This window comes from Microcella indica (genome assembly GCF_013414345.1).
Taxonomy (GTDB): Bacteria; Actinomycetota; Actinomycetes; order Actinomycetales; family Microbacteriaceae; genus Microcella; species Microcella indica.
Genome location: NZ_CP058670.1, coordinates 2,008,325 through 2,031,356, shown reverse-complemented (window position 1 = coordinate 2,031,356; position 23,032 = coordinate 2,008,325). Strand labels below are relative to the sequence as shown.

General features: G+C 71.3%; 19 protein-coding genes. 13 read left to right on the top strand and 6 right to left on the bottom strand.

The annotated features are described in order from the left end of the window. Positions 1 to 25: 25 nt before the first annotated feature. The 4 genes from HUJ41_RS09920 (at position 26) to HUJ41_RS09905 (ending at position 4,187) form a co-directional block, all read left to right on the top strand. The gene (locus HUJ41_RS09920) at positions 26 to 238 is read left to right on the top strand and encodes a DUF3499 family protein (protein WP_152582427.1); all 213 of its coding nucleotides are present in this window, start codon (positions 26 to 28) and stop codon (positions 236 to 238) included. Positions 239 to 290: 52 nt separating this feature from the next. Next, positions 291 to 1,721 (top strand): phosphomannomutase/phosphoglucomutase, encoded by a 1,431-nt coding sequence (locus tag HUJ41_RS09915; RefSeq protein WP_179872420.1) that lies wholly within the window; start codon positions 291 to 293, stop codon positions 1,719 to 1,721. Between the two features lie 157 nt (positions 1,722 to 1,878). Beyond that, entirely contained in the window at positions 1,879 to 3,378 is a 1,500-nt protein-coding gene (ahcY, locus tag HUJ41_RS09910; RefSeq protein WP_179872419.1) for an adenosylhomocysteinase, read from the top strand. A gap of 44 nt (positions 3,379 to 3,422) precedes the next feature. Further along, on the top strand, positions 3,423 to 4,187 hold the full coding sequence (locus HUJ41_RS09905; RefSeq protein ID WP_179872418.1) for an FkbM family methyltransferase: 765 nt from the start codon (positions 3,423 to 3,425) through the stop codon (positions 4,185 to 4,187). 57 nt (positions 4,188 to 4,244) lie between these two features. Here the strand turns inward: HUJ41_RS09905 and HUJ41_RS09900 are convergent, their stop codons facing one another. After that, a complete protein-coding gene (locus HUJ41_RS09900) occupies positions 4,245 to 5,198 on the bottom strand; it encodes an RDD family protein (RefSeq protein WP_179872417.1) in 954 nt (317 codons plus the stop codon). Positions 5,199 to 5,214: 16 nt separating this feature from the next. On the opposite strand from HUJ41_RS09900, the gene HUJ41_RS09895 reads away from it, so the two are divergent. The 3 genes from HUJ41_RS09895 (at position 5,215) to HUJ41_RS09885 (ending at position 8,400) form a co-directional block, all read left to right on the top strand. Next, entirely contained in the window at positions 5,215 to 6,210 is a 996-nt protein-coding gene (locus HUJ41_RS09895; RefSeq protein ID WP_179872416.1) for a stage II sporulation protein M, read from the top strand. 163 nt (positions 6,211 to 6,373) lie between these two features. Continuing rightward, positions 6,374 to 6,901 carry a Fur family transcriptional regulator gene (locus HUJ41_RS09890; protein WP_179872415.1) on the top strand — a complete coding sequence of 176 codons (528 nt, stop codon included), beginning with the start codon at positions 6,374 to 6,376 and terminating at the stop codon, positions 6,899 to 6,901. Further along, positions 6,898 to 8,400, top strand: coding sequence for a catalase (locus HUJ41_RS09885; protein WP_179872414.1), 1,503 nt, complete (start codon positions 6,898 to 6,900; stop codon positions 8,398 to 8,400). The genes HUJ41_RS09890 and HUJ41_RS09885 overlap by 4 nt, the downstream gene beginning before the upstream one ends. 214 nt (positions 8,401 to 8,614) lie before the next feature. Here the strand turns inward: HUJ41_RS09885 and HUJ41_RS09880 are convergent, their stop codons facing one another. Genes HUJ41_RS09880 through HUJ41_RS09860 form a run of 5 tightly spaced genes read right to left on the bottom strand, consistent with a single transcriptional unit; the run spans position 8,615 to position 14,141 of the window. Beyond that, on the bottom strand, positions 8,615 to 9,955 hold the full coding sequence (locus tag HUJ41_RS09880; protein WP_179872413.1) for a DUF58 domain-containing protein: 1,341 nt from the start codon (positions 9,953 to 9,955) through the stop codon (positions 8,615 to 8,617). Positions 9,956 to 10,004: 49 nt separating this feature from the next. Then, a complete protein-coding gene (locus HUJ41_RS09875; RefSeq protein ID WP_179872412.1) occupies positions 10,005 to 10,958 on the bottom strand; it encodes an AAA family ATPase in 954 nt (317 codons plus the stop codon). Next, on the bottom strand, positions 10,955 to 12,223 hold the full coding sequence (locus HUJ41_RS09870; RefSeq protein ID WP_179872411.1) for a DUF4350 domain-containing protein: 1,269 nt from the start codon (positions 12,221 to 12,223) through the stop codon (positions 10,955 to 10,957). The genes HUJ41_RS09875 and HUJ41_RS09870 overlap by 4 nt, the downstream gene beginning before the upstream one ends. Continuing rightward, positions 12,220 to 12,963 carry a DUF4129 domain-containing protein gene (locus tag HUJ41_RS09865; protein WP_179872410.1) on the bottom strand — a complete coding sequence of 248 codons (744 nt, stop codon included), beginning with the start codon at positions 12,961 to 12,963 and terminating at the stop codon, positions 12,220 to 12,222. The genes HUJ41_RS09870 and HUJ41_RS09865 overlap by 4 nt, the downstream gene beginning before the upstream one ends. Continuing rightward, a complete protein-coding gene (locus HUJ41_RS09860; RefSeq protein WP_179872409.1) occupies positions 12,960 to 14,141 on the bottom strand; it encodes a hypothetical protein in 1,182 nt (393 codons plus the stop codon). Before HUJ41_RS09860 ends, HUJ41_RS09865 begins: the two co-directional genes overlap by 4 nt. Before the next feature lie 120 nt (positions 14,142 to 14,261). Between HUJ41_RS09860 and mtrA the strand changes: the two genes are divergently transcribed. The 6 genes from mtrA to secA all read left to right on the top strand — a co-directional run bounded on the left by mtrA (position 14,262) and on the right by secA (position 22,966). Beyond that, complete coding sequence (mtrA, locus tag HUJ41_RS09855; protein ID WP_179872408.1) at positions 14,262 to 14,948, top strand: MtrAB system response regulator MtrA; 687 nt, start codon at positions 14,262 to 14,264, stop codon at positions 14,946 to 14,948. Positions 14,949 to 14,956: 8 nt separating this feature from the next. Further along, complete coding sequence (gene mtrB, locus HUJ41_RS09850) at positions 14,957 to 16,606, top strand: MtrAB system histidine kinase MtrB (protein ID WP_179873965.1); 1,650 nt, start codon at positions 14,957 to 14,959, stop codon at positions 16,604 to 16,606. Next, entirely contained in the window at positions 16,603 to 18,312 is a 1,710-nt protein-coding gene (locus tag HUJ41_RS09845) for an LpqB family beta-propeller domain-containing protein (protein ID WP_179872407.1), read from the top strand. The genes mtrB and HUJ41_RS09845 overlap by 4 nt, the downstream gene beginning before the upstream one ends. A 62-nt stretch (positions 18,313 to 18,374) precedes the next feature. Then, entirely contained in the window at positions 18,375 to 19,145 is a 771-nt protein-coding gene (locus HUJ41_RS09840) for a ComF family protein (protein ID WP_179872406.1), read from the top strand. A 69-nt stretch (positions 19,146 to 19,214) separates the two neighbouring features. Continuing rightward, positions 19,215 to 19,907 (top strand): ribosome hibernation-promoting factor, HPF/YfiA family, encoded by a 693-nt coding sequence (hpf, locus tag HUJ41_RS09835; protein WP_179872405.1) that lies wholly within the window; start codon positions 19,215 to 19,217, stop codon positions 19,905 to 19,907. Between the two features lie 149 nt (positions 19,908 to 20,056). Next, the gene (gene secA / locus HUJ41_RS09830) at positions 20,057 to 22,966 is read left to right on the top strand and encodes a preprotein translocase subunit SecA (RefSeq protein ID WP_179873964.1); all 2,910 of its coding nucleotides are present in this window, start codon (positions 20,057 to 20,059) and stop codon (positions 22,964 to 22,966) included. The last annotated feature ends 66 nt before the right edge of the window (positions 22,967 to 23,032 follow it).

The window sequence follows — 23,032 nt, the reverse complement described above, 5'->3', positions numbered from 1 at the left end:
ACACCCGGCCTATGCTGGCCTCATCATGAACGGTCGCCCGTGCAGCAAGGTCGCGTGCAGCGAGCCCGCCACGGGCACCCTCACGTACGTCTACGCCGACTCGATGGCCGTGCTCGGCCCGCTCAGCGCGCGGGCGGAGCCGCACAGCTACGACCTGTGCGAGCGGCACTCCCAGCGACTCTCGGCCCCCAACGGCTGGCAGATCGTGCGCTACAGCGTGCTCGGCGAGACCGGCTGAGGCGCGGCGCCGCCCCGACGGGGTTCGGCTCGAGCCCGGCTACGCTGGAGCCGTGACCTCGATCCCCGATCTCAGCGCGTTCATCAAGGCCTACGACGTTCGCGGGCTCGTCGGCACCCAGCTCACCGACGAGGTCGTCGAAGCGCTCGGTGCCGGCTTCGTCGATGAGCTGGGGCTCGCGGGCCAGGAAGTTGTCGTCGGCCACGACATGCGCGATTCCTCGCCCGGGTTCGTCGCCGCCTTCGCCCGTGGCGCGACCGCGCGCGGAGCCTCCGTCGTGCACCTCGGGCTCTGTTCGACCGACGAGAGCTACTTCGCCTCGGGCCGCTATGCCGCTGCGGGCGCGATGTTCACGGCGAGCCACAACCCCGCCACCTACAACGGCATCAAGTTCTGCCGCGCGGGCGCGCAGGGCGTGAGCTTCGCCACCGGGCTGCGCGGCATCCGCGACCGCGCCCAGGCCTACCTCGAGGCGGGCGCCGTGCCCGCGGTCGAGTCGCCCGGCACCGAGTCGCACCGCGACGTGCTGCCCGACTACGCCGCCTACCTGCGCGAACTCGTCGACCTCAGTGGCGTACGGCCGCTCCGTATCGTCGTGGATGCCGGCAACGGCATGGGCGGGATGACCGTTCCCGCCGTGCTGGGCACAGCCGCAGGCCTGCCGGCGCTCCCGCTCGAGATCATCCCCCTCTACTTCGAGCTCGACGGAACCTTCCCGAACCACGAGGCGAACCCGCTCGAGCCGGAGAACCTGCGCGACCTGCAGGCCGCCGTGCTCGAGCACGGAGCCGACATCGGCCTCGCCTTCGACGGCGACGCCGACCGGTGCTTCGTGATCGACGAGCTGGGGCAGCCCGTGACGCCGAGCGCGGTCGCCGCGATCGTCGCGCTGCGCGAGATCCGGCGCGAGCAGGCGCGGCTCGAGGCGGCGGGCGAGGAGGGCACGAGCATCCACGTCATCCACAACCTCATCACCTCCAGGTCGGTCGCCGAGACGATCACCGCCGCCGGCGCCACCCCCGTGCGCACGCAGGTCGGGCACTCGCTCATCAAGGACCGCATGGCCGAGACGGGCGCGATCTTCGGTGGGGAGCACTCGGCGCACTACTACTTTCGCGACTTCTGGGGTGCCGACAATGGCATGCTCGCGGCGATGCACCTCATCGCGCAGTACGGTCAGTACGAAGGCCCGCTCTCGCAGCTCGCCGCCGAGTTCACGCCGTACACGGCGAGCGGCGAGATCAACTCCGTCGTCGACGACGTGCCGGCCGCGTACACGCGCATCGTCGACGCTTTCCACGGCCGAGCCGAGATCGACGAGCTGGACGGGCTGTTCTTCACGGGCCACGGCGACGCCGGGTGGTACTGGTTCAGCGTGCGCCCCTCCAACACCGAGCCGCTGCTGCGCCTCAACGCCGAGGCGGAGGCGCCCGAGCTCATGGCCACCATTCGCGACGAGGTTCTCGCCCTCATCCGCGCGTAGCCGACCGCCGCCGCGCACCGGCCCCGTCGCAACTGTGCTCGCCAGCGGCAACTGAGCCTGCTCTGCGCCGCACACATGCCACATGCGGGCACACTTGCCGGTTCCTGCGGCGACATTCGTACCGGATGCTCGGCTCGGGCCTGACAGAATGGCAGGTATGAGCATCCAGACCCCCGCGCGCCCCGAACTGACTGTCGAGAGCGGCGGGGGTGTTCCGCACCGCGTGCGCGACCTTTCTCTCGCCGAGTCGGGCCGCCACCAGATTCGCCTCGCCGAGCACGAGATGCCGGGCCTCATGAGCCTGCGCGACGAGTTCGGGCCGCACCAGCCCCTCGCCGGCGCCCGCATCGCCGGCAGCCTGCACATGACCGTGCAGACGGCCGTGCTCATCGAGACCCTTGTCGCGCTCGGCGCCGACGTGCGCTGGGCGAGCTGCAACATCTTCTCCACGCAGGACGAGGCGGCCGCCGCGGTCGTCGTCGGCCGCACCGGCACGGTCGACGCGCCCACGGGTACGCCGGTGTTCGCCTGGAAGGGCGAGACGCTCGAGGAGTACTGGTGGGCGACCCAGCAGATCTTCGACTTCGGCACCGATGAGGCCGGAGCGCCGGTCGGCCCGACCCTCATCCTCGACGACGGCGGTGACGCCACCCTCCTCGTCCACAAGGGCGTGCAGTTCGAGGCCGCCGGGGCCGTGCCCGACACCGCCCCGGGCGACAGCCACGAGTACGGCGTGATCCTCAGCGTGCTGCGCGACTCGATGCAGGCCGACCCGCAGCGCTGGACGCGCATCGCGGCGGGCATCCAGGGCGTCACCGAGGAGACCACGACGGGCGTCCACCGCCTCTACGAGCTGCACCGCGAGGGCCAGCTGCTCTTCCCCGCCATCAACGTCAACGACTCGGTCACGAAGAGCAAGTTCGACAACAAGTACGGCATTCGCCACTCGCTGCCCGACGGCCTCAACCGCGCGACCGACGTGCTCATGGGCGGCAAGACCGTCTTCGTGTGCGGCTACGGGGACGTGGGCAAGGGGTCAGCGGATGCTCTGCGCGGGCAGGGCGCGCGTGTCATCGTGAGCGAGATCGACCCGATCAACGCCCTGCAAGCGGCCATGGACGGCTACCAGGTCGCGCGGCTCGACGACCACCTCGGCGACATCGACATCCTCGTCACCGCGACCGGCAACGAGAACGTCGTCACCGTCGAGCAGCTGCAGAAGCTCAAGCACCTCGCCATCGTCGCCAACGTGGGTCACTTCGACAACGAGATCGACATGGCCGGGCTCGAGAGCCTGCCCGGCGCCGAGCGCATCGAGATCAAGCCGCAGGTGCACGAGTGGCGCCTGCCGACCGGCACGAGCATCCTCGTTCTCAGCGAGGGCCGCCTCATGAACCTCGGCAACGCGACCGGGCACCCCAGCTTCGTCATGAGTGCCTCCTTCACCAACCAGGTGCTCGCCCAGCTCGAGCTGCACATGCGCCTCGACCAGTACCCGACCGGCGTGTACGTGCTGCCCAAGTTCCTCGACGAGAAGGTCGCCCGCCTGCACCTCGACGCCCTCGGCGCTCGCCTCACGACGCTGACCCCGCGGCAGGCGCAGTACATCGGAGTGCCATCCGAGGGCCCGTACAAGGTCGATCACTACCGCTACTAGAGTCGACCACGGAGCCGGAAACCGAGAGAACGATGGTCATCGACATGCAGCGTGAGACGCGCGGGGTCTCGACCCGGCTCAGATTCGGCCACGACCTCATGCTCTTCGCGAGCCGCATCAAGTGGGCCGAGCCCGAGCTGCGCGGGCTCGCCGCGCTCGTCAAGGAGGGCGACCGCGTCATCGACGTGGGTGCCGCGCACGGCATGTACACGATCCCGCTCGCGCACATCGTGGGCTCGGCGGGCCGCGTCGACTCCTTCGACCCGCACCCCCGGCAGCAGAGCACTCTGCGTCGCTGGCGGCGCATCCTCGGTGCACCGCACGTGAGCGTCAACCCCTCGGCCGTCGGGCGCGAGGAGGGCCAGCTCACCATGCGGCTGCCGTTGTTCTTCGGCCTGCCGATCTACGGTCGCGCGCACCTCACCGAGGGGGCCGCGCCGCTGGGTGCGCGCGAGATGGTGCGCCACTGGCTCACGCCGATCGCCGCGCTCGACGACTGGGTCGAGGCGGAGCGCATCGGGCCCGTCTCCTTCATCAAGGTCGACGTGGAGGGCTTCGAGCCGCAGGTCATCGAGGGCGCGGCGAAGATGATCAACCGCGACCTGCCGAGCCTGCTGCTCGAGATCGAGGATCGCCACCTCGCGCGGTACGGGCGCGACGCTGACGGGTTCGTCGCCTCGATCCACGAGCGCTGGCCCGAGTACGGCCTCTACACGTGGCGCGGCGGCACGTGGACTCGCGTCCCCGCCGTCGAGCTCGGCACGCGCAACTACCTGTTCGCGACCGACGAGGCCCTCGCCCGCGCCTGATTCGGCGCGCGGGTGCCGCGCACGGTTGCGGTGGTCTGGACCAGATGCGGGGATGCTCTACCCGCGGTCGGGGAACCCGTGCGGCAGCGCGGCGAGCGTGGGCTGCAGCTCGGCGAGGCGCGCCTGCTCGAGACGCAGCCCTGTCGCCTCGCGCTCGCGACGCAGCGCCGCGACGGCCGCGAGGAACAGCTCGGGGCTGAGCTGCTCCGGGCTGGAATGCGCGACGTCGATGTTCGGCATCGGCGAGACGTACAGCGCGGCCTCGGCCGTGAGGCTCGTGGCGAGACGTTCGCGGGTCGGCCCGGTGTGCCCGGACGCCTGCCGCAAGAACTGGGCGATGCGGCGGGACAGCCCGTCGGGCATCCGCGCCACGTCTGCGGTGGCCGCCCACTCGGTGAGCTGCACGGGCACGCCGTACACGACCGCATTCTCGGCGGCGACACGCTCGTACTGGCTGTACGTGCCCGCGAGCAGATCGCCGAGCCGCTTCGCGCGCGGGTTGAGCAGGGCCACGACGACGGCCGCGCCGCCGAACGTCATGACGATCTCGAAGAACCCGACGAAGGCGCGGATGAAGGCGTGCCGGAAGGCGATCGCCCCGCCGTCATCGCGCACGATGCGGTCGCCGAGCGCGAGACGGCCGAGCGACTTGCCCTGCGTGGCCGCTTCGACGACGGCGGGCGCGAGCACGACGCCGAGGAAGACGCACGCGATGCTCACGGCGGCGAAGAGCGCCTCCGGCAGCCCGATCGCCCCCGCGGCGGAGAGCATGAGCCACAGCAGCAGACCCGTCGCGATGATGTAGGTGAGGTAGTCGATGATGCCGCCGGCCATGCGGGCGATGACACTCGCCGGGCGCAGCTCGAGGGCGACGGCCTCGCCCGTGAGCAGCTCGCTCTCGGAGTCATACGCGCCACGGGTCGCCTGCGCACTCGAGGGGGTCTGCCCGCTCGCGCGGGTCTGCTCAGTCGCGAGGTTCTGCGCACTCGCGGTGTTCTGTGCAGTCGACATGGCATCATCTAAACAGATGGATCTCGACGCCTACTCCGCCGCGCACGACGCCGAATGGCGCCGCCTGCGCGAGCTGTCGCGTCAGCGGCGCTTCGCCGGGCGCGACTCCGACGAGCTCATCGACCACTACCAGGCGGGCACGACGCAGCTCTCCGCCATCACGACGAGCGCGGGGCAGGTATCGCAGGCCGCGCGGCTCAGCGTCCTGCTGTCGCGAGCCCGCCTGCGGTTCACCGGCGCGGGGGCCGAGCCGTGGTCGCAACTGGCCCGCTTCGCGACGCGCGAAGTGCCGGCGGCGCTGTACCGCATCCGGTACCTGACGATCGCGATCGCGGTCGCCTTCACGGCCGTCGCCTCGCTGTATGCCGTGTGGGTCGCGACGAACCCCGACGTGGTCGCGGCTCTCGGTCCGTACGAGGAGCTGCGGAGCTACGCCGAGGAGGACTTCGTCGGCTACTACTCGGAGTCGAGCGAGGCCGTCTTCGGCCTGCAGGTGTTCAGCAACAACGCGTGGATCGCGGCGCAGTGCGTCGCCTTCGGCATCGTCGGGTTCTGGGTGCCGGTCGTGCTGTTCCAGAACGCGCAGGGCATCGGCACGAGTGCCGGAATCATGGCCGAGTTCGATCGCCTCGACGTCTTCTTCCTCAGCATCGCCCCGCACGGCCAGCTCGAGATCTACGCGATCTTCGTCGCGGGTGCCGCGGGACTCATGATCTTCTGGTCGTGGGTGGCACCCGGCTCGCGCACGCGCGCTCAGGCGCTCGCCGAGGACGGCCGGGCCTTCTTCGCGGCGATCGGCGGGCTCGTCGCAGCACTGCTCGTGAGCGGCATCATCGAGGGCTACGTGACGCGGCAGGAGTGGCCGGAGGTCGTGCGCATCGGCATCGGCACGGTCGCGCTCGCGGCCTTCCTGGCCTACCAGTGGATGCTCGGCCGACGCGCCTTCCGCGACGGCGAGACGGGTGACCTCGACCCGCTGAGCCGCGGTGCGCGCGTCGTCGTCGCCGACTGAGCCGCCGTCGTCGCCCGCCAATCCCGCGACTGTGCCCGTTGGTGGCAACCGTGCCCGCTCGTGCCGGCACGGTTGCCACTGACGAGCACAGTCGTGCTCGCGTGGCGCGCCCGCCGCGCCATTCTTCTTGAGTCGTTCACGATAAGGGGCTAAGGTGGGGGCGATGCCCCACGACTCGAGCGACCTGCTGCGCAGCGCAGGACTCCGCGTCACGGGCGGGCGGCTCGCCGTGCTCGACGCCCTCGAGCGCATGCCGCACTCCGACGCTGAGACCGTGCGCCAGGCTCTCACCGGCTCGCCGGCGCGGCTCAGCCTGCAGGCGGTGCACAACGTGCTCGGCGACCTCGCCGAGGCCGGAGTGCTGCGGCGCATCCAGCCGGCCCGTTCGGCCGCACGCTACGAGCTGCGCGTCGGCGACAACCACCACCACGCCGTGTGCTCGAGCTGCGGCGCCGTGACCGACGTCGACTGCGTCGTCGGGCACGCTCCGTGTCTGACGCCCTCGGCCACTGAGGGGTTCGCGATCGCGGCCGCGGAGGTCACCTTCTGGGGTCTGTGTGCAGACTGCACCGCGGGATCCGACTCGTCGACCTCAGCGCGAGCAGCCGGCACCCCGACGACCGACATGACCGACCAGGCGGGGCCCTCGGGGCCCGCCGCATCCACCCCTACTGAAGGAGCAGCACGATGACCGAGCCCACGAAACCCACCACGACCGCGAGCGGCGCCCCCGTCGCGAGCGACCAGCACTCGCAGAGCGTCGGCAACGATGGCTCGATCGTGCTCACCGACCACTACCTGGTCGAGAAGCTCGCGCAGTTCAACCGCGAGCGCGTGCCGGAGCGCGTCGTGCACGCCAAGGGCGGCGGAGCGTTCGGCGTGTTCGAGGCGACCGAGGACGTCAGCCAGTACACGCGCGCGGCCGTGTTCCAGAAGGGCACGACGACCGAGACGCTGCTGCGCTTCAGCTCGGTCGCGGGCGAGCAGGGCAGCCCCGACACGTGGCGCGACCCGCGCGGATTCGCGCTGAAGTTCTACACGAGCGAGGGCAACTACGACCTCGTCGGCAACAACACGCCCGTGTTCTTCATCAAGGACGGCATCAAGTTCCCCGACTTCATCCGCTCGCAGAAGCGCCTGCCCGGCTCGGGCCTGCGCGACCACAACATGCAGTGGGATTTCTGGACCCTCCAGCCCGAGAGCGCCCACCAGGTGACGTGGCTCATGGGTGACCGCGGCGTGCCCTCGTCGTGGCGGCACATGGACGGCTTCGGCTCGCACACCTACCAGTGGATCAACGCCGCCGGCGAGCGGTTCTGGGTCAAGTACCACTTCCGTACCAACCAGGGCCACGAGACGCTCACGCAGGCGCAGGCCGACCAGATCGCCGGCGAGGACGCCGACTTCCACCGCCGCGACCTCTTCGACGCGATCGAGAAGGGCGACCACCCCAGCTGGGACCTCTCGGTACAGGTCATGCCCTACGACGACGCCAAGGACTACCGCTTCAACCCGTTCGACCTCACGAAGGTGTGGCCGAAGGGCGACTACCCGCTCATCCCCGTCGGGCGCCTCACGCTCAACCGCAACCCGGAGAACTTCTTCGCGCAGATCGAGCAGGCCGCCTTCGCGCCGTCGAACTTCGTGCCCGGCATCGCGGCGAGCCCCGACAAGATGCTGCAGGCCCGCATCTTCAGCTATGCGGACGCCCACCGCTACCGCGTCGGCACGAACCACGCCGAGCTGCCCGTCAACGCCCCCAAGAGCGAGGCGAACAGCTACTCGAAGGAGGGCGCGATGCGGCACCACTTCCGCCCGGCGAACGAGCCCGTCTACGCGCCGAACTCGTTCGGCGGCCCGCACGCCGACCCGGATGCGCACGGCAACGACCGCGGCTGGGAGAGCGACGGCGAGCTCGTGCGCGCCGCCGCGGCCCTGCACCCCGAGGATGACGACTTCGTGCAGCCTCGTGCGCTCGTCAACGAGGTCATGGATGACGCGGCGCGCGACCGGCTCGTGAGCAACATCGTCGGCCACGTGTCGGCGGTCACGATTCCCGAGCTGCGCGAGCGGGTCATCCAGTACTGGACGAACGTCGACGCGACGCTCGGCCAGCGCGTCGCCGACGGCCTCGACCCGATCGAGTCGCCGACCGACACGCTCGTGCCAGAGCCGACCGCGGCCAAGTAGCACCCGTCGCACGTGAGGGGTCGGGCCTGAGGGCCCGGCCCCTTCGTGCGTGCGTACGGGCGCCGGTCACCTCCACAACTCAGGAGTCTCGGCGTGGCAGGCCGCGCGACACGCCGTCGAGTAGCCGTCCCGCGGCCGCCAGCGGCACCGACTCCTGAATTGTGGAGGTGGCGCGGCGCGCAGTCGGCGCAGCGGGGCTCCGCGGCGGCGCGGGCTACAGCCGGCCGGCGGCCTTGTAGGCGAGGTAGCGGTCGGCGAGGGCCGGCGGCAGGTCGAGCGGCGCGGCTGCGACCACGTCGCCGCCGAGGCGGCGCACCGCCGCACCCACGCGCTCGGCGTCGAGAAGCGCGCGCTCGGCCGCCGCGGCGCGGTACACGGATGCTCGATCCGAGCGATCCGCGGCCGCCTCGAGCAGCGCGGGGTCGGTGACGGAGGCCACGACCACGAGGTGCTTCGCGGTCAGTTGAGGCAGCATCGCGAGGAGGGCGCGGGTGGCGCCGGGCGACTCGAGCGGCGTGGCGAGCACGACGAGCGCGCGCTGCGAGGTCATCGAGCGCACGAGCGCGGGCACGGCCGACCAGTCGGTCTCGAGCAGCTCGGGGTCGATGGGCGCCATGGTCTCGACGAGTCGCGTGAGCAGCTCGGCGCCGCGCGATCCCTGCACGCGGCCGCGCACGCGCCGGTCGAACACGGCGACGTCGACGCGGTCGCCCGCGCGGTCGGCGAGGGCGCTCAGCAGCAGAGTCGACTCGAAGGCCGTGTCGATGCGCGTCTCATCGGCGATGCGCGCGGCCGAGGTGCGGCCGGAGTCGACGATCATGACGACGTGCCGATCGCGCTCGGGCCGCCACGTGCGCACCATGAGCGTCTGCGCGGGTCCGCCGCTCGGCCCTGGACCGCCCGAGCGTCGCGCGGTCGCCCGCCAGTCGATCGACCGCACGTCGTCGCCGCGCACGTACTCGCGCAGCGAGTCGAACTCGGTACCCTGGCCACGCACCATGACGGCGGTGCGCCCGTCGAGCTCCCGCAACTTCGCGAGCCGCGAGGGCAGGTGCTTGCGCGAGGCGAATTCGGGCAGCACGGTGATGGTGCCGGGCACGCGGATGCTCGCCTGACGTCCGGCGAGGCGCAACGGCCCCAGCGCTCGGATCGTGGCGGTCGCGGCGCGGCGCTCCCCGCGGCGCCAGGGGGTGAGGGTCGTGACGACCGCGCGCCGCTCGCGGGCGGGCACGCGCAGGCGCTGCCGTCGGGGGCTCGCCCCCGCGGAGGGCTCCCAGGCGTCGCGGATGATGCCGCGCAGAGTGCGGCGGCCCGGGTTGGTGACGAGCAGGGTGGCGCGAGCGCTATCGGTGAGGCGCACGCTGCCGGGGGCGTCCCGCTCGAGGCTGACCCCCCGCGGCGAGGCGGCGAGCGCGAGGTCGAGGGCGGCGAGCAACACGCACAGGAGGAGCCAGAGCCCGACTGCACCGACGGCGCCGAGGGGGGTGTCGACGAGCAGCACGACGGGTACGACGCCTGCGGCGACGAGCAGCACGAACCACCCGGTGACGGCCACGACTAGTCGCCGTCCGACACCGAGGAGCCGAGCATCCGGGGACGAACGGTCACAGCGGCACCTGCACCTGCTGCACTATCGAGCGCAGGATCGTGTCGGCCGAGACGCCCTCGAGCTCGGCTTCCGGCCGCAGGGCGATGCGGTGCCGCCACACGGGCAGCAGCATGGCCTGCACGTGGTCGGGCGTGATCGCCTCGGCCTCCTGCAGCCAGGCCCAGGCCTTGGCGGCGGCGAGGAGCGCGGTCGTGCCGCGCGGGCTCACACCGAGCTTCACCGAGGGGCTCTGCCGGGTGGCGCGCGCGAGGTCGACGATGTAGCCGAGCAGTTCGGGCGAGGCGCGCACCTCGGCGACGGCGGCACGGGCGGCGGTGATCGCGTCGGCGTCGACGACGCCCGTCACTCCCGCGGCCGCGAGGTCGCGCGGGTTGAAGCCGTCGGCGTGCCGCTGCATGACCTCGACCTCGGCGTCGCGGGCGGGCAGGTCGAGCACGAGCTTGAGCAGGAACCGGTCGAGCTGCGCTTCGGGGAGCGTGTAGGTGCCCTCGTACTCGACGGGGTTCTGCGTGGCGGCGACGAGGAAGGGGTGGGGCAGCTGGTGGGTCTCGCCGTCGACCGTGACCTGGCGCTCCTCCATGGCCTCGAGGAGGGCGGACTGCGTCTTGGGCGGCGTGCGGTTGATCTCGTCGGCGAGCAGGATGTTCGTGAACACGGGCCCGGGGCGAAACTCGAAGTCGCCGGCCTTCGCGTCGTACACGACCGAGCCCGTGACATCGCCGGGCATGAGGTCGGGCGTGAACTGCACGCGCGTCGTGCGCAGGTCGAGCGCCGCGCTGAGCGAGCGCACGAGCAGTGTCTTGGCGACGCCGGGCACGCCTTCGAGCAGCACGTGGCCGCCCGTGAGGAGGGCGACGATGAGTCCGCTCACGGCGCCGTCCTGCCCGACGACGGCCTTGCCGACTTCGGTGCGCACCTGGGCGAACTGGTTGCGGAGGTCTGCGGTCATGAGTCCATTCTTCCGGTCGGCGGCTGTGTTCGAGTCGAGTCGGCGGCGTCGGGCGCATCATCGAGGGCGACGCGCCGCAGCACCTCGCGCTCGAGGTCGAGCAGCTGGTCGCTGAGCGCCACGAGCTCGCGGTCGCCGTCGGGCTCGCGGTCGACGAGGAGGCGGCGCAGGGCATCCGTCGATCGGCCAGTGATGGCGGCGACGGCGCGCACGATGTCGTCGACGCCGGCGGCGCGCCCGAGGGCGAGGCCCTCGGCGAGGCGACGCAGGGTTCCGACGCGCAGCGCGTCGAGGGCGCGCAGGCGGGCTCCGTCGCGCGCATAGAGGCGTGCGCGGCCCTCCATCGTCTCGGTCGTCTTGACGGTGACGGGCAGCTGCTCGACGACGACGGGGCCGAGGCGGCGACCGCGCCAGACGGCGGCGGCGAGCCCGGTGGCGAGTAGCAGCCAGGCGACCGGGTTGACCCAGCCGGGGGTGAGCTCGTCGAGGCTGGGGCTCGTGAGGTCGGCGGGCGTGGGCAGATACCAGACGAGTCGCGGATGCTCCCCCAGCAGCCCGAGCGCGAGCGCGGCATTGCCGGCCTGCGTGATCTGGTCGTTCTGCACGGCGCCCCCCGCGCCGAGCACGCTCACCACACCGTCGGCGGCGTCGTACTGCACGAGGGCGGCGCCGGCATCGCCCGTGAAGCACGCGAGCCCGTCCTCGCTCGTGTAGCCGACCCCGTCGGCGTCGACGGCGCCGGTGCGGTCCGCGAGCGGCAGGGCGCAGTCGGCGTCGAGCGGCTCCTCCAGCGGGTCGCCGGGTATCGCGTCGAGGCCGAGCGCGTCGAGGCCGTAGAGCGGGGGTTCGAGCAGCACGAGGTGCTCGGCGAGGCCGTCGAGCTCGCCCCAGCGCTCGGCGTCGAGCAGCAGGCGCGGGTCGCCGACGGCGAGCGTGGCGGCGCCGTCGCCCGCGAGCGCGCGGCGAGCCTCCTGGAGCGTGCCGACGGCGGTGACGTCGATGCCTTCGGCCCGCAGCACCTCGAGTACGGCGCGCGAGCCCACCGGGGCGGCCTCGTCGGCGCCCCAGCGAGCGAGCTCTCGGCCCGACCCATTGAGCACGACCATGAGCACGCCGAAGCCGAGCAGACCGGCGACGGCGACCCCCCAGTAGAGGGAGCGCCGCACGACGCGCCGCACGGTCGGCGTGGTGACGACCGTCGCGAGCGACTCGGCGACGGCGGGGGCGGGGGCCGCGGATGCCGGGGCCGGGGCGACCTGGCTCATCGGGGCACCGCCGCGGTGTCGACGGTGCGGCCACCCGTGCCGCTACCCGTGCCCGCGCCGCTCATGCGCGCGTGCGGCGCGGGGCTGCGCTCGAGCCGCTCGTCGAGGTCGCGCACGTGCGCGTAGCCGGCGGCGTCGCCCTCCTGCCCGAGGTAGCGCACGTCGTCGAAGCGGTCGGCGGCGGTCTCGAGCAGGGCGCGCAGCTCGGGGTAGCGGGCGGCGGCGGCGCGGGCGAAGCCGTGCCCGGTGGTGCCGGGCAGCACGCTCACGATGGTGCGCTCATCGAGGCCGCGCGCGGTCGCTCGGTAGCGTTCGGCGATCGCGGTGGCCCAGTCGCCGGCGCTCGCGGCCTTCTCGGCGTCGCGCCGCAGCTCGCGGGCGGTACGCCGGTCTGTCTCGCCGAAGAGGTCGTCGGTGACGGTGCTGCGTCGGCGCCAGCGGGGCAGGCCGTAGAGGAGGATCGCGATGAGGATGCCCACCGCGAGCAGCACGGCGATGACGACGAGGGCGAGCGCGGGCGGGCCGTCGCCGCCGACCAGTTGCCACGAGGCGAACCAGTCGAGCACGGCCTGGGAGAGCAGGTCGAACCACGTGGGCTGCGTCTCGGCGTAGATCGGGTCGCTGAGTTCGTCGAGCAGCAGGTCGCGAGCATCCGGAGCATCGGGTTCGAGGGGCGCGCGCGCCCACGTCGCGAGCGCGTGCACGGCGCTGCCGAGAGCCGAGCCGGGCACCGGCGTCACGCGCCGCCCGGGGTGCCGTACGGGGCGTCGGGGCGGGCGGCGGCCTCATACGGGTCCTGCGGGTCGAGCCCGGCGGCGCGCTCTTCGACGACGCGCTGCAGGTCGAGGTCGAGGCCCTCCTTGCGCATGCGGATGTCGATGTAGAGCAGCGCGGTGGCGCTCGACAGCAGCACGGAGCCGATGGCTCCGATGACGACGGTGATGGCGATGAGAAGCACGTTGGAGCCGATGATGAGCGCGATGCTGCCGGTCGGGTCGCCGGCCGGGTTGACGAGAACCCCGCCGAAGCCGACGGCGAGCTGGAAGGGGAAGGAGACGACCCCGGAGGCGATCTGCACCATGACGGTGACGAGCAGCAGAATGCCGAAGGTGCGCCAGAAGTGCCCGGCGACGAGGGTCCAGCCGCGGCGGATCGCCGCCCTGAGCGGGAGCCGCTCGAGCATGATCGCGGTGGGCACGAGCGCCAGCTTGATCCAGAGCCATGCCGCGATCACGGCGAAGCCGAGGCCGCCGATGATGCCGAGGCCGACGGCGAGGAACGGGCCGGCGGGACCCGTGGCGACGGCCATGCCGACGATGAGCAGCACGAGCACGGTGAGGGCGATGATAAGCGCGAGCGACAGGAGAGCCGTCCAGCCGATGAGGGCTCCCCAGCGGCCGCGCCCGCGGGCGAGGAGTGCGCGCAGCGTGAGCTTCTCGCCGAGGGTGGCGCGCGAGACTTCGAGCACGATGACGCCCTGCAGCACGGCCTGGGCGACGAGGGAGACAGCGACGGCGATGATGCCGCTGAGGATGACGAGCCCGACCGTGCCGGCGCTGACCGCGTCGAGGTCGTCGGCGGAGGCCCGCAGCTCGCGGTCGACCGCCCAGAAGCTCACCCCGAAGGTGAGGCCGAAGGTGACGATGACGACGAGCGCGTTGATGAGCAGAGCGGCGCCGAAGGTGGGCCGTGGATTGCGGCGCAACACCTGGAAGGTGCCGCCGAGGATGGTGCCGAAGTCGAGGGGCCGCAGCGGGATGAGCCCGGGCTTGGGCGGCGGGGTCCATCCGGCTGCGGGCTGGCCGGGAGTGGGTGCGTAACCCCCGGGAGAGGCGCCGGGCGCACCGCCGGGATCGCTGCTGTCGCCGTTGCCCGAGGGCTGCCAGCCGGGGGACTGCCAGGGGGAGTCGTTGGTCACCGTGTCGTCCTTCTCGCCGGGCTCGTTCTGCGTATCGAACGTATGCTGTCACACTCGTCTAGGCTGGAGCGACTATAGGTCGAATCTTGCCGGTGACGGTGCCGACAGAGCGGAGGCTTGATGACCGCGCGCATCCTCGTCGTCGACGATGACACGGCCCTGGCCGAGATGATCGGCATCGTTCTGGGGGCAGAGGGCTTCGAGACGCACTTCTCGTATGACGGGGAGGCGGCTCTCGACGCCTTCGCCGAACTCAAGCCCGATCTCGTGCTGCTCGATCTCATGCTGCCGGGTCTCGACGGCATCGCCGTGTGCGCGCGCATCCGCGAGACGAGCGGCACGCCCATCATCATGCTCACGGCGAAGAGCGACGCCTCCGACGTCGTCGACGGGCTCGAGAGCGGTGCCGACGACTATGTCGTGAAGCCGTTCAATCCGAAGGAGCTCGTGGCGCGCATCCGCACTCGCCTGCGGCCCACGCCGGACAGCTCGGTGGAGACGCTGCGCATCGGCGACCTGCTCATCAACGTCACGGGGCACGAGGTCACGCGCGGCGCCCAGCAGATCTCGCTCACGCCGCTCGAGTTCGACCTGCTGCTCGCTCTCGCCCTCAAGCCGAACCAGGTGTTCACGCGCGAGATGCTGCTCGAGCAGGTGTGGGGCTACCACTACAAGGCCGATACGCGCCTCGTGAACGTGCACGTGCAGCGCTTGCGCGCCAAGGTCGAGCTCGACCCCGACAACCCGGCGATCGTCATGACCGTGCGCGGCGTGGGCTACCGAGCCGGGGCGTCGACCTCACCGTGACCCGGGTGATGCCCGCGCCGGTGCCGTACGGCTGGCGCAGCACGGTCGGCCGGCTCCGGCACGTGTGGCGCACCTCGCTGCAGTTGCGTACCGTCGCGATCACGGTGCTCTTCACGACGGTCGGCGTGACCCTCATCAGCGGCTACATGTCGATCAGCATCGCGACGAACCTGTACGACGCCCGCAAGCAGCAGGTGCTCGCCGAGGCGCGGCAGGCGACCGCGAGCGCGCAGCAGCTCTTTGACAGCTCGGTGACGCAGACGGGCACGATCGACGTGGAGGCGGCCAACCAGGCGGCGCAGCTCGCGATCAGCAACGTCACGGCGAGCCCGGGCGGCAGCCAGCTCGCGATTCTGCGCACGCCCGGTCAGGTGACGCAGCAGACGATGACGGCGCGCTTCAGTACGGGTCTCGATCTCAGCGTCATCTCGGAGGAGCTGCGCGATCAGGTCGCCGCCGACGACGGTGTGCTGTACTCCCAGGCCGTGTCGATCCCGGAGGAGGAACGGGTAGACCCGGGCATCGTGGTCGGCAGCGCGCTCGAGGTGCCCACCGCGGGGCAGTACGAGCTCTACCTGATCTACAACGTGCGCGACGTGCAGGAGACCCTCGACTTCGTGCAGCAGACCCTCGTGATCGGCTCGCTCCTGCTCATCGGCACGATCGGTCTCGTGACCTACTTCGTGGTGCGACTCGCGATCGGGCCGGTGCGGCTCGCGGCGGAGACCGCCGAGCGTCTCGCCGACGGGCAGCTCGATCAGCGCATCCCCGAGCGGGGTGAGGACGTCATCGCGACGCTCGCGCGTTCCTTCAACCGCATGGCGGACAGCCTGCAGCGGCAGATCACCCAGCTCGCCGACCTCTCGCGCGTGCAGCAGCGCTTCGTGAGCGATGTGAGTCACGAGCTGCGCACGCCGCTCACGACGATCCGGCTTGCGGGCGACGTGCTCTACGACCAGCGCGACCAGTTCACGCCGACGACGGCGCGCACCGCCGAGCTGCTGCACACGCAGGTGGAGCGCTTCGAGGTCATGCTCGCCGACCTGCTCGAGATGAGCCGCTACGACGCGGGCGCGGTGGAGCTCGACGTCGAGCCGACCAACCTCGTGCGGCTCGTCGAGGAGTCGCTCGAGGGCATCCGCCCGCTCGCCGACGAACGCAGCAGCGAACTGCGGCTCGTCGCCCCGGGCGGCTACTTCGAGGCCGACGTGGATGCCCGGCGCGTGCGGCGCGTGCTGCAGAACCTTCTCGGCAACGCCGTGGACCACGGCGAGGGCAAGCCGATCGTCGTGCACGTCGACTCGGACGCCGATGCCATCGCGATCGCCGTGCGCGACTACGGTCTCGGCATGGACGAGGCGCAGCTCGAGCGGGTCTTCGACCGCTTCTGGCGCGCAGACCCCTCCCGGCAGCGCACGACGGGTGGCACGGGCCTGGGGCTCGCGATCGCGACGGAGGACGCCCAGGTTCACGGCGGCCAGCTCGACGTGTGGTCGCGGCTGGGCGAGGGGACGTGCTTTCGGCTCACCCTGCCGCGGCGTCGCGGCGAGGCCATCGGCCGCTCGCCGATCGACCTGCCGCCGGTGGAGCCGCTCGACGGGGCCCTGCAGACGGACGACGCGCCGGGCGACCGCGCAGCGCGGGAGGGGGAGCGATGAGCCCGACGCGCACACGGCGGCGGAGCATCCGCGGCCGTGCTCTCGCCCTTCTCGCCCTGCCGGCCATCGTGCTCGTCGGCTGCGTCTCGGTGCCGTTCCAGAGCGGAGTCGACGCGGGGGGACCGATCGACACGGGGGTCGATGCGAACTTCGACTTCCTGCCGTCGGGCCCGAGCGAGGGCGCCACGCAGGAGGAGATCCTCTCCGGTTTCCTCGCCGCGACGACGGCCTCGCAGGACAACTACCGCATCGCGCGCTCCTACCTGTCGGAGGACACCGCGGAGGCCTGGAACCCCTACGCGGGCACGCTCGTGCGCGCGCGGGCGGGAATCGTCGAGCGCGTCGACGACACGACCCTCACGTACACGGTGCCCGTGACGGCATCGGTCGACTCGGTTGGGCGCTACACCTCGAGCGAGTCGACGACCTCGCAGACGTTGCCGCCGTTCGACTTCGTGCAGGTGGAGGGGGAGTGGCGCATCGCCGAGCTCGGCGATGGCATCCTCATCTCGCAGCAGGCGTTCCCCAACGCGTTCAGCCAGCACACGCTGTACTACTACGATCTCGCCTTCCGCAATCTCGTACCCGACCTGCGGTGGTTCCCTGCGCGAGCGGAGGTGCCGACCCGGCTCGTGCGGGCACTGCTCGAGCCGCCGACGAGTTGGCTGCAGGATGCGACGGTGTCGGCGGTGCCCGAGGGTACGGAGCTCGCGGCGGCCCCCGTGGAGGTTGCCGATGGCGTCGCGCGGGTCGACCTCACGAACGAGGTGCTCGGGTTGAGCGACACGGCCCGTCAGCTGCTGCGGCTGCAGCTCGCGGCGAGTCTCCGCGCGGTGAGCGGCGTCGCCGGCGTGCAGGTGACCGTCGACCAGAACGTGCTCGCGATACCCGACTTCACGGCGGGCGCCCCCGAGATCGTGCCGCAGGTGGACGCCCGAACTCTCGCGCTCACGGAGGACGGATTCGGTTTCGTGACGGGGGCCGGTGAGATCGAGGCGCTCGGCACGCTCGCGGGCTCGGTCGAGGAGCGGGAGGCGACGCGCCTCGTGCTGGGGCCCTCTCGCACGATCGCGGGGCTCCTGGGGCCGGAGGGCGTGTGGCTCGCGCGCACGAGCAGCGCACCCGACCTGCTCCTGGATGCGCGACCGGGGCTCATCGCACCGAGCGTCGACGGCTACCAGTTCGTGTGGTCGGTGGCGGCGGATGGCGCGGGCGGCATCGTCGCCTTCGAGCTCGACGGCACCGCGCGCGAGGTCGAGGCGGCCCTGCCCGACGATCAGCGCATCGTGTCCCTGCAGGTCTCACGCGACGACACGCGCGTGCTGCTGCTGCTCGACGGCGCTGCCGGGCCGCGTCTCGTGTTCGCCGCGATCGTGCGCGACGACGCGACGGGGGTGCCGCTGCGCCTCGGCGAGCTGCGCGAGCTGCCGATCTCGGGGGAGCGCGCCATCGACGCCACCTGGGTCGACGAGGTGAGGGTCGCGAGCGTGGCGACGACGGAGGATGGCACGCTCGTGGAGCTGCACGAGATCGGCGGTCGCACCCGGTCGCTCGGCCTGCCCCCGAGCGCCGTGCAGATCGTCGGCGGCAACAGCGGCGTGGAGGGCATTCGCGTGCTCGGGGAGGGCGGCGCGATCTTCGAGCCGCGCGGCAGCGGCTGGCAGAGCACGGGCGTGCGGGCCTCCTTCCTCGCGACGCAGCAGTAGCGTCTCTCCACCGCTCGCGCTCTCCCCCCGCACGGCGAGCGGGGTCGGGCCACGATCGTCGCGTGGGTGCGATCTCGGTGGGCTCGGTGGCGGGTGCGGCGTGGGCGGCGTGGGCGCTCATCGCCCCGGTCGTCTGTGCGGGATGCTCTGCCGCCGACCTCGCGCTGTGCCGAGTCTGCGCGGCCGAGCTGCGGCCGCGGGTGGGGCTCGCGATGCTCGAGGCGACGTCGGGCACCGAGGATCAGGTGGGCGACGTGCCCGTGCCGCTCGTTGCGCCGCTGATCTACGACGGCGTGCCGCGCCGGGTGATCCTCGCCTTCAAGGAACACGACCGCACCGAGCTCGCCCGCGCGCTGCGCCCGGCGGTGCTCGCGGCGCTCGAGGCTGCCTACGCCCGAGCGACCCCCGGCTCGACGCCCCTGCTCGTGCCGGTGCCGGGTGGTTCGTCGGGGGCCGCCCGACGCGGGTATCACCCGGCCGAGCTGCTCGCGCGGCGCGCCGGGCTGCGGGTCACGCGTGCCCTGCGGCCCGCGCGGGGCCGACCGCGGGCGCAGAAGCGGCTGACGCTCGCTCAGCGCCACGAGGTCGACGCCGCGCGCTGGCGGGTGAGCCCGCGGGTGCGCGGTGCGCAGGTGGTCCTGCTCGACGACGTCGTGACGAGCGGCTCCACCCTGCGCGCCGCGGCGCGCGCCCTGCGAGCCGCGGGAGCCGAGGTCGTGGCGTGCGCCGTGGTCGCCGCGACGCCGCGTCGGGTCGGCGAGTCGAGCATCCTCTGGAGATTCTCTGATGAGCCTCTCGGCCGAATCGATGACAAGCACGGAGGGGAGGACTAGCGTGTGGACATGGAAGGCGCGACAACCGCCTGATCTCGGGCGGCGCGCACCGACTCGAGGGAGGTCGACGTGGATATCACCATCACCGGACGCAATATGGGAATCACGGACCGGTTCCGCGACTACGCCACCGAGAAGGCCGAGAAGGTGGAGCACCTCAGCGATCGCGCGCAGGTTCTCGAGATCAAGGTCTCGCGGCATCACGAGAAGCTCGGTCGCACGGGTCATTCGGGTGATGACCGCGTGGAGATGACGCTCATCGGCCCCGGCCCCGTGGTGCGGGCGGAGGCGTCGGGCAGCGACAAGTACGTCGCCTTCGACATCGTCATCGACAAGCTCCTCGAGCGCCTGCGCCGGGCCAAGGACAAGAAGAAGGTGCACCGCGGCAAGCACCGCCCGGTGTCGCTGCGCGAGGTGACGGCCGATGGCTTCAGCGTCGTCGACATCACGCCTGCCGATCCGGAGACGATCGAGAAGGTCGCGACGGGCGCGATCCCGACCGTGAGCGACGAGCCGGCGGAGGGCGAGGATGAGTACAGCCCCGTCGTCATCCGCACCAAGGTCTTCCCCTCCACGTCGATGACGGTCGACGAGGCGGTCGACCACATGGAGCTGGTGGGGCACGACTTCTTCCTCTTCATCGACGCGGAGACCGACCGGCCGAGCGTCGTGTATCGCCGCACGGGCTGGAACTACGGCGTCATCGGCCTCGAGACGGAGCCGGTGGCGGAGGCGCCCGCGAAGGCTCGCCGGCGAGGCTGAGCGGGATGCGCGCGGTGCGGTGCGCGCACTCGCACCGCGCGGCGACGAACGCTTGCTAGCATGGGCGCGCCGCGCTCGCGCGGGCCTGCGGCGTGTTCGCGGTGCCCCCACCCAGGCGCATGCGCGGCCCGATGACGGGGAGTGACCAAGTGGCGAATGTTCTCGAGCGTGTTCTGCGGGTCGGCGAAGGCCGTCTCCTGCGCCGACTGAAGTCGTACGCCGACGCGATCAACCAGCTGGAGGACGACTTCAGCGACCTCACTGACGACGAGCTCATGAACGAGACAGCCGAGCTGCGGGAGCGCTACAGCAACGGCGAGTCGCTCGACGACCTGCTGCCCGAGGCCTTCGCCGCGGTGCGCGAGGCGTCGAAGCGCACGCTGGGCCTGCGCCACTTCGACGTGCAGCTCATGGGCGGAGCGGCGCTGCACCTCGGCAACATCGCCGAGATGAAGACGGGCGAGGGCAAGACCCTCGTGGCGACCCTCGCGGCGTACCTCAACGCGATCGCCTCGCGCGGCGTGCACGTCATCACCGTCAACGACTACCTGGCGAGCTACCAGAGCGAGCTCATGGGCCGCATCTTCCGCGCGCTGGGCATGACGACCGGGTGCATCCTCTCGGGCCAGACCCCGGCGGTGCGCCGCGAGCAGTACGCGTGCGACATCACCTACGGCACGAACAACGAGTTCGGCTTCGACTACCTGCGCGACAACATGGCCGGCCAGGTGGCCGACATGGTGCAACGCGGCCACTACTTCGCGATCGTCGACGAGGTCGACTCGATCCTCATCGATGAGGCGCGCACGCCGCTCATCATCTCGGGCCCCGCGAGCGGGGAGGCGAACCGCTGGTACGCCGAGTTCGCGCGCATCTCGCAGCGTCTCATCGCCGGCACCGACTTCGAGGTGGACGAGAAGAAGCGCACTGTCGGCGTGCTCGAGCCCGGCATCGAGAAGGTCGAGGACTACCTCGGCATCGACAACCTCTACGAGTCGGCGAACACGCCCCTCATCTCGTTCCTCAACAACGCCATCAAGGCGCAGGCGCTCTTCAAGCGCGACAAGGACTACGTCGTCATGAACGGCGAGGTGCTCATCGTCGACGAGCACACGGGCCGCATCCTCGCCGGTCGTCGCTATAACGAGGGCATCCACCAGGCGATCGAGGCGAAGGAGGGGGTGACGATCAAGGCGGAGAACCAGACGCTCGCGACGGTCACCCTGCAGAACTACTTCCGCCTCTACTCGAAGCTCTCGGGCATGACGGGTACGGCCGAGACGGAGGCCGCCGAGTTCATGAGCACGTACAAGCTCGGCGTCGTCGCGATCCCGACGAACAAGCCCATGAAGCGCATCGACCAGCCCGACCTCGTCTACAAGAACGAGCAGTCGAAGTTCGAGCAGGTCGCGGCCGACATCGAGGAGCGCCACGGCAAGGGCCAGCCGGTGCTCGTGGGCACGACGAGCGTGGAGAAGAGCGAGCTGCTGTCGAGGCTGCTCGCCAAGCGCGGCGTCAAGCACGAGGTGCTCAACGCCAAGAACCACTCGCGCGAGGCGGCGATCATCGCGCAGGCGGGTCGTGTCGGCTCCGTCACGGTCGCGACGAACATGGCCGGCCGCGGCACCGACATCATGCTCGGAGGCAACGCCGAGTTCCTCGCGGTGAGCGAGATGAACAACCGTGGCCTCTCGCCGGTCGACACTCCCGAGGAGTACGAGGCGGAGTGGGATGCCGTCTTCGAGCGCGTGCAGGAGCAGGTGCAGGAGGAGGCCGACAAGGTCGTCGAGGTCGGCGGTCTCTATGTGCTCGGCACGGAGCGTCACGAGTCTCGCCGCATCGACAACCAGCTGCGCGGTCGCTCCGGCCGACAGGGCGACCCCGGCGAGAGCCGCTTCTACCTGTCGCTGCAGGACGACCTCATGCGCCTCTTCAACGCGGGTGCCGCGGAGGCGCTCATGGGCCGCTCGAACGTGCCCGATGATCTCGCTATCGAGTCGAAGGTCGTCAGCCGGGCGATCCGCTCGGCGCAGTCGCAGGTCGAGTCGCGCAACGCCGAGATTCGCAAGAACGTGCTCAAGTACGACGACGTGCTCAACCGTCAGCGCGAGGCGATCTACACCGACCGCCGCCACATCCTCGAGGGCGACGACCTGCAGGACCGCGTGCAGGTGTTCCTCGAGCAGACGATCACCGAGATCGTGGAGACCCACACCTCTGTCGGCCACTCCGACGACTGGGATTTCGACCAGTTGTGGACGGAGCTCAAGACGCTCTACCCGATCACCCTGACGATCGACGAGGTCATCAGCGAGGCGGGCGCGAAGCTCACGAGTGCGTTCCTGATTCGCGAGATCGTGTCGGATGCCCGGCTCGCCTATGAGCGTCGCGAAGAGTCTCTCGGCCGCTCGGCGACGCGCGAGCTCGAGCGCCGCGTCGTGCTCAGCGTCATCGACCGCCGTTGGCGCGACCACCTCTACGAGATGGACTACTTGAAGGACGGCATCGGGCTGCGCGCGATGGCGCAGCGCGACCCGCTCGTGGAGTACCAGCGCGAGGGCTTCGCGCTCTTCCAGAGCATGATGAGCCAGATCCGCGAGGACGCGATCGGGTTCCTGTTCAACCTCGAGGTCGAGGTGACGGGCAGCTCGGGCACGGCGCAGGTCACGGCGAAGGGCCTCAACGCTCCGCAGACGCCGCAGAACCTCAGCTACACGGCGCCGAGCGCCGATGGCGAAGTGGAAGTGCGCAACCAGCGCGGGCAGCTGCAGAACGCCCCCGCCGAGGTCGCGCGCGGCCAGCAGGTGAGCCCCACCTTCGCGGGCGCGCAGGCGGGTGCCGCGGCTCCCGCGCGGTCAGGCGGCGCGGGTGGACAGGCTCGGCGCCCCGCGGCGCAGGGCGGTCAGGGTCAGAGCGGCCAGGGACAGCAGAGCGGCGGGGCGCAGCAGGTCGGCGCGACGGGTGCGTTCGGCCAGCAGCGCAAGCCCGCTGCGGGCGGTCCTGCGCCGGTGAATCGGGCCCAGCGCCGCGCGCAGGAGAAGAAGGGCAAGAAGCGCTAGAGCGGGTCGACCGCGCTCGAGTCTGAGGCCCGACGGGCGCTGGTGGGCTCGAGCGCGCGGCCGCTG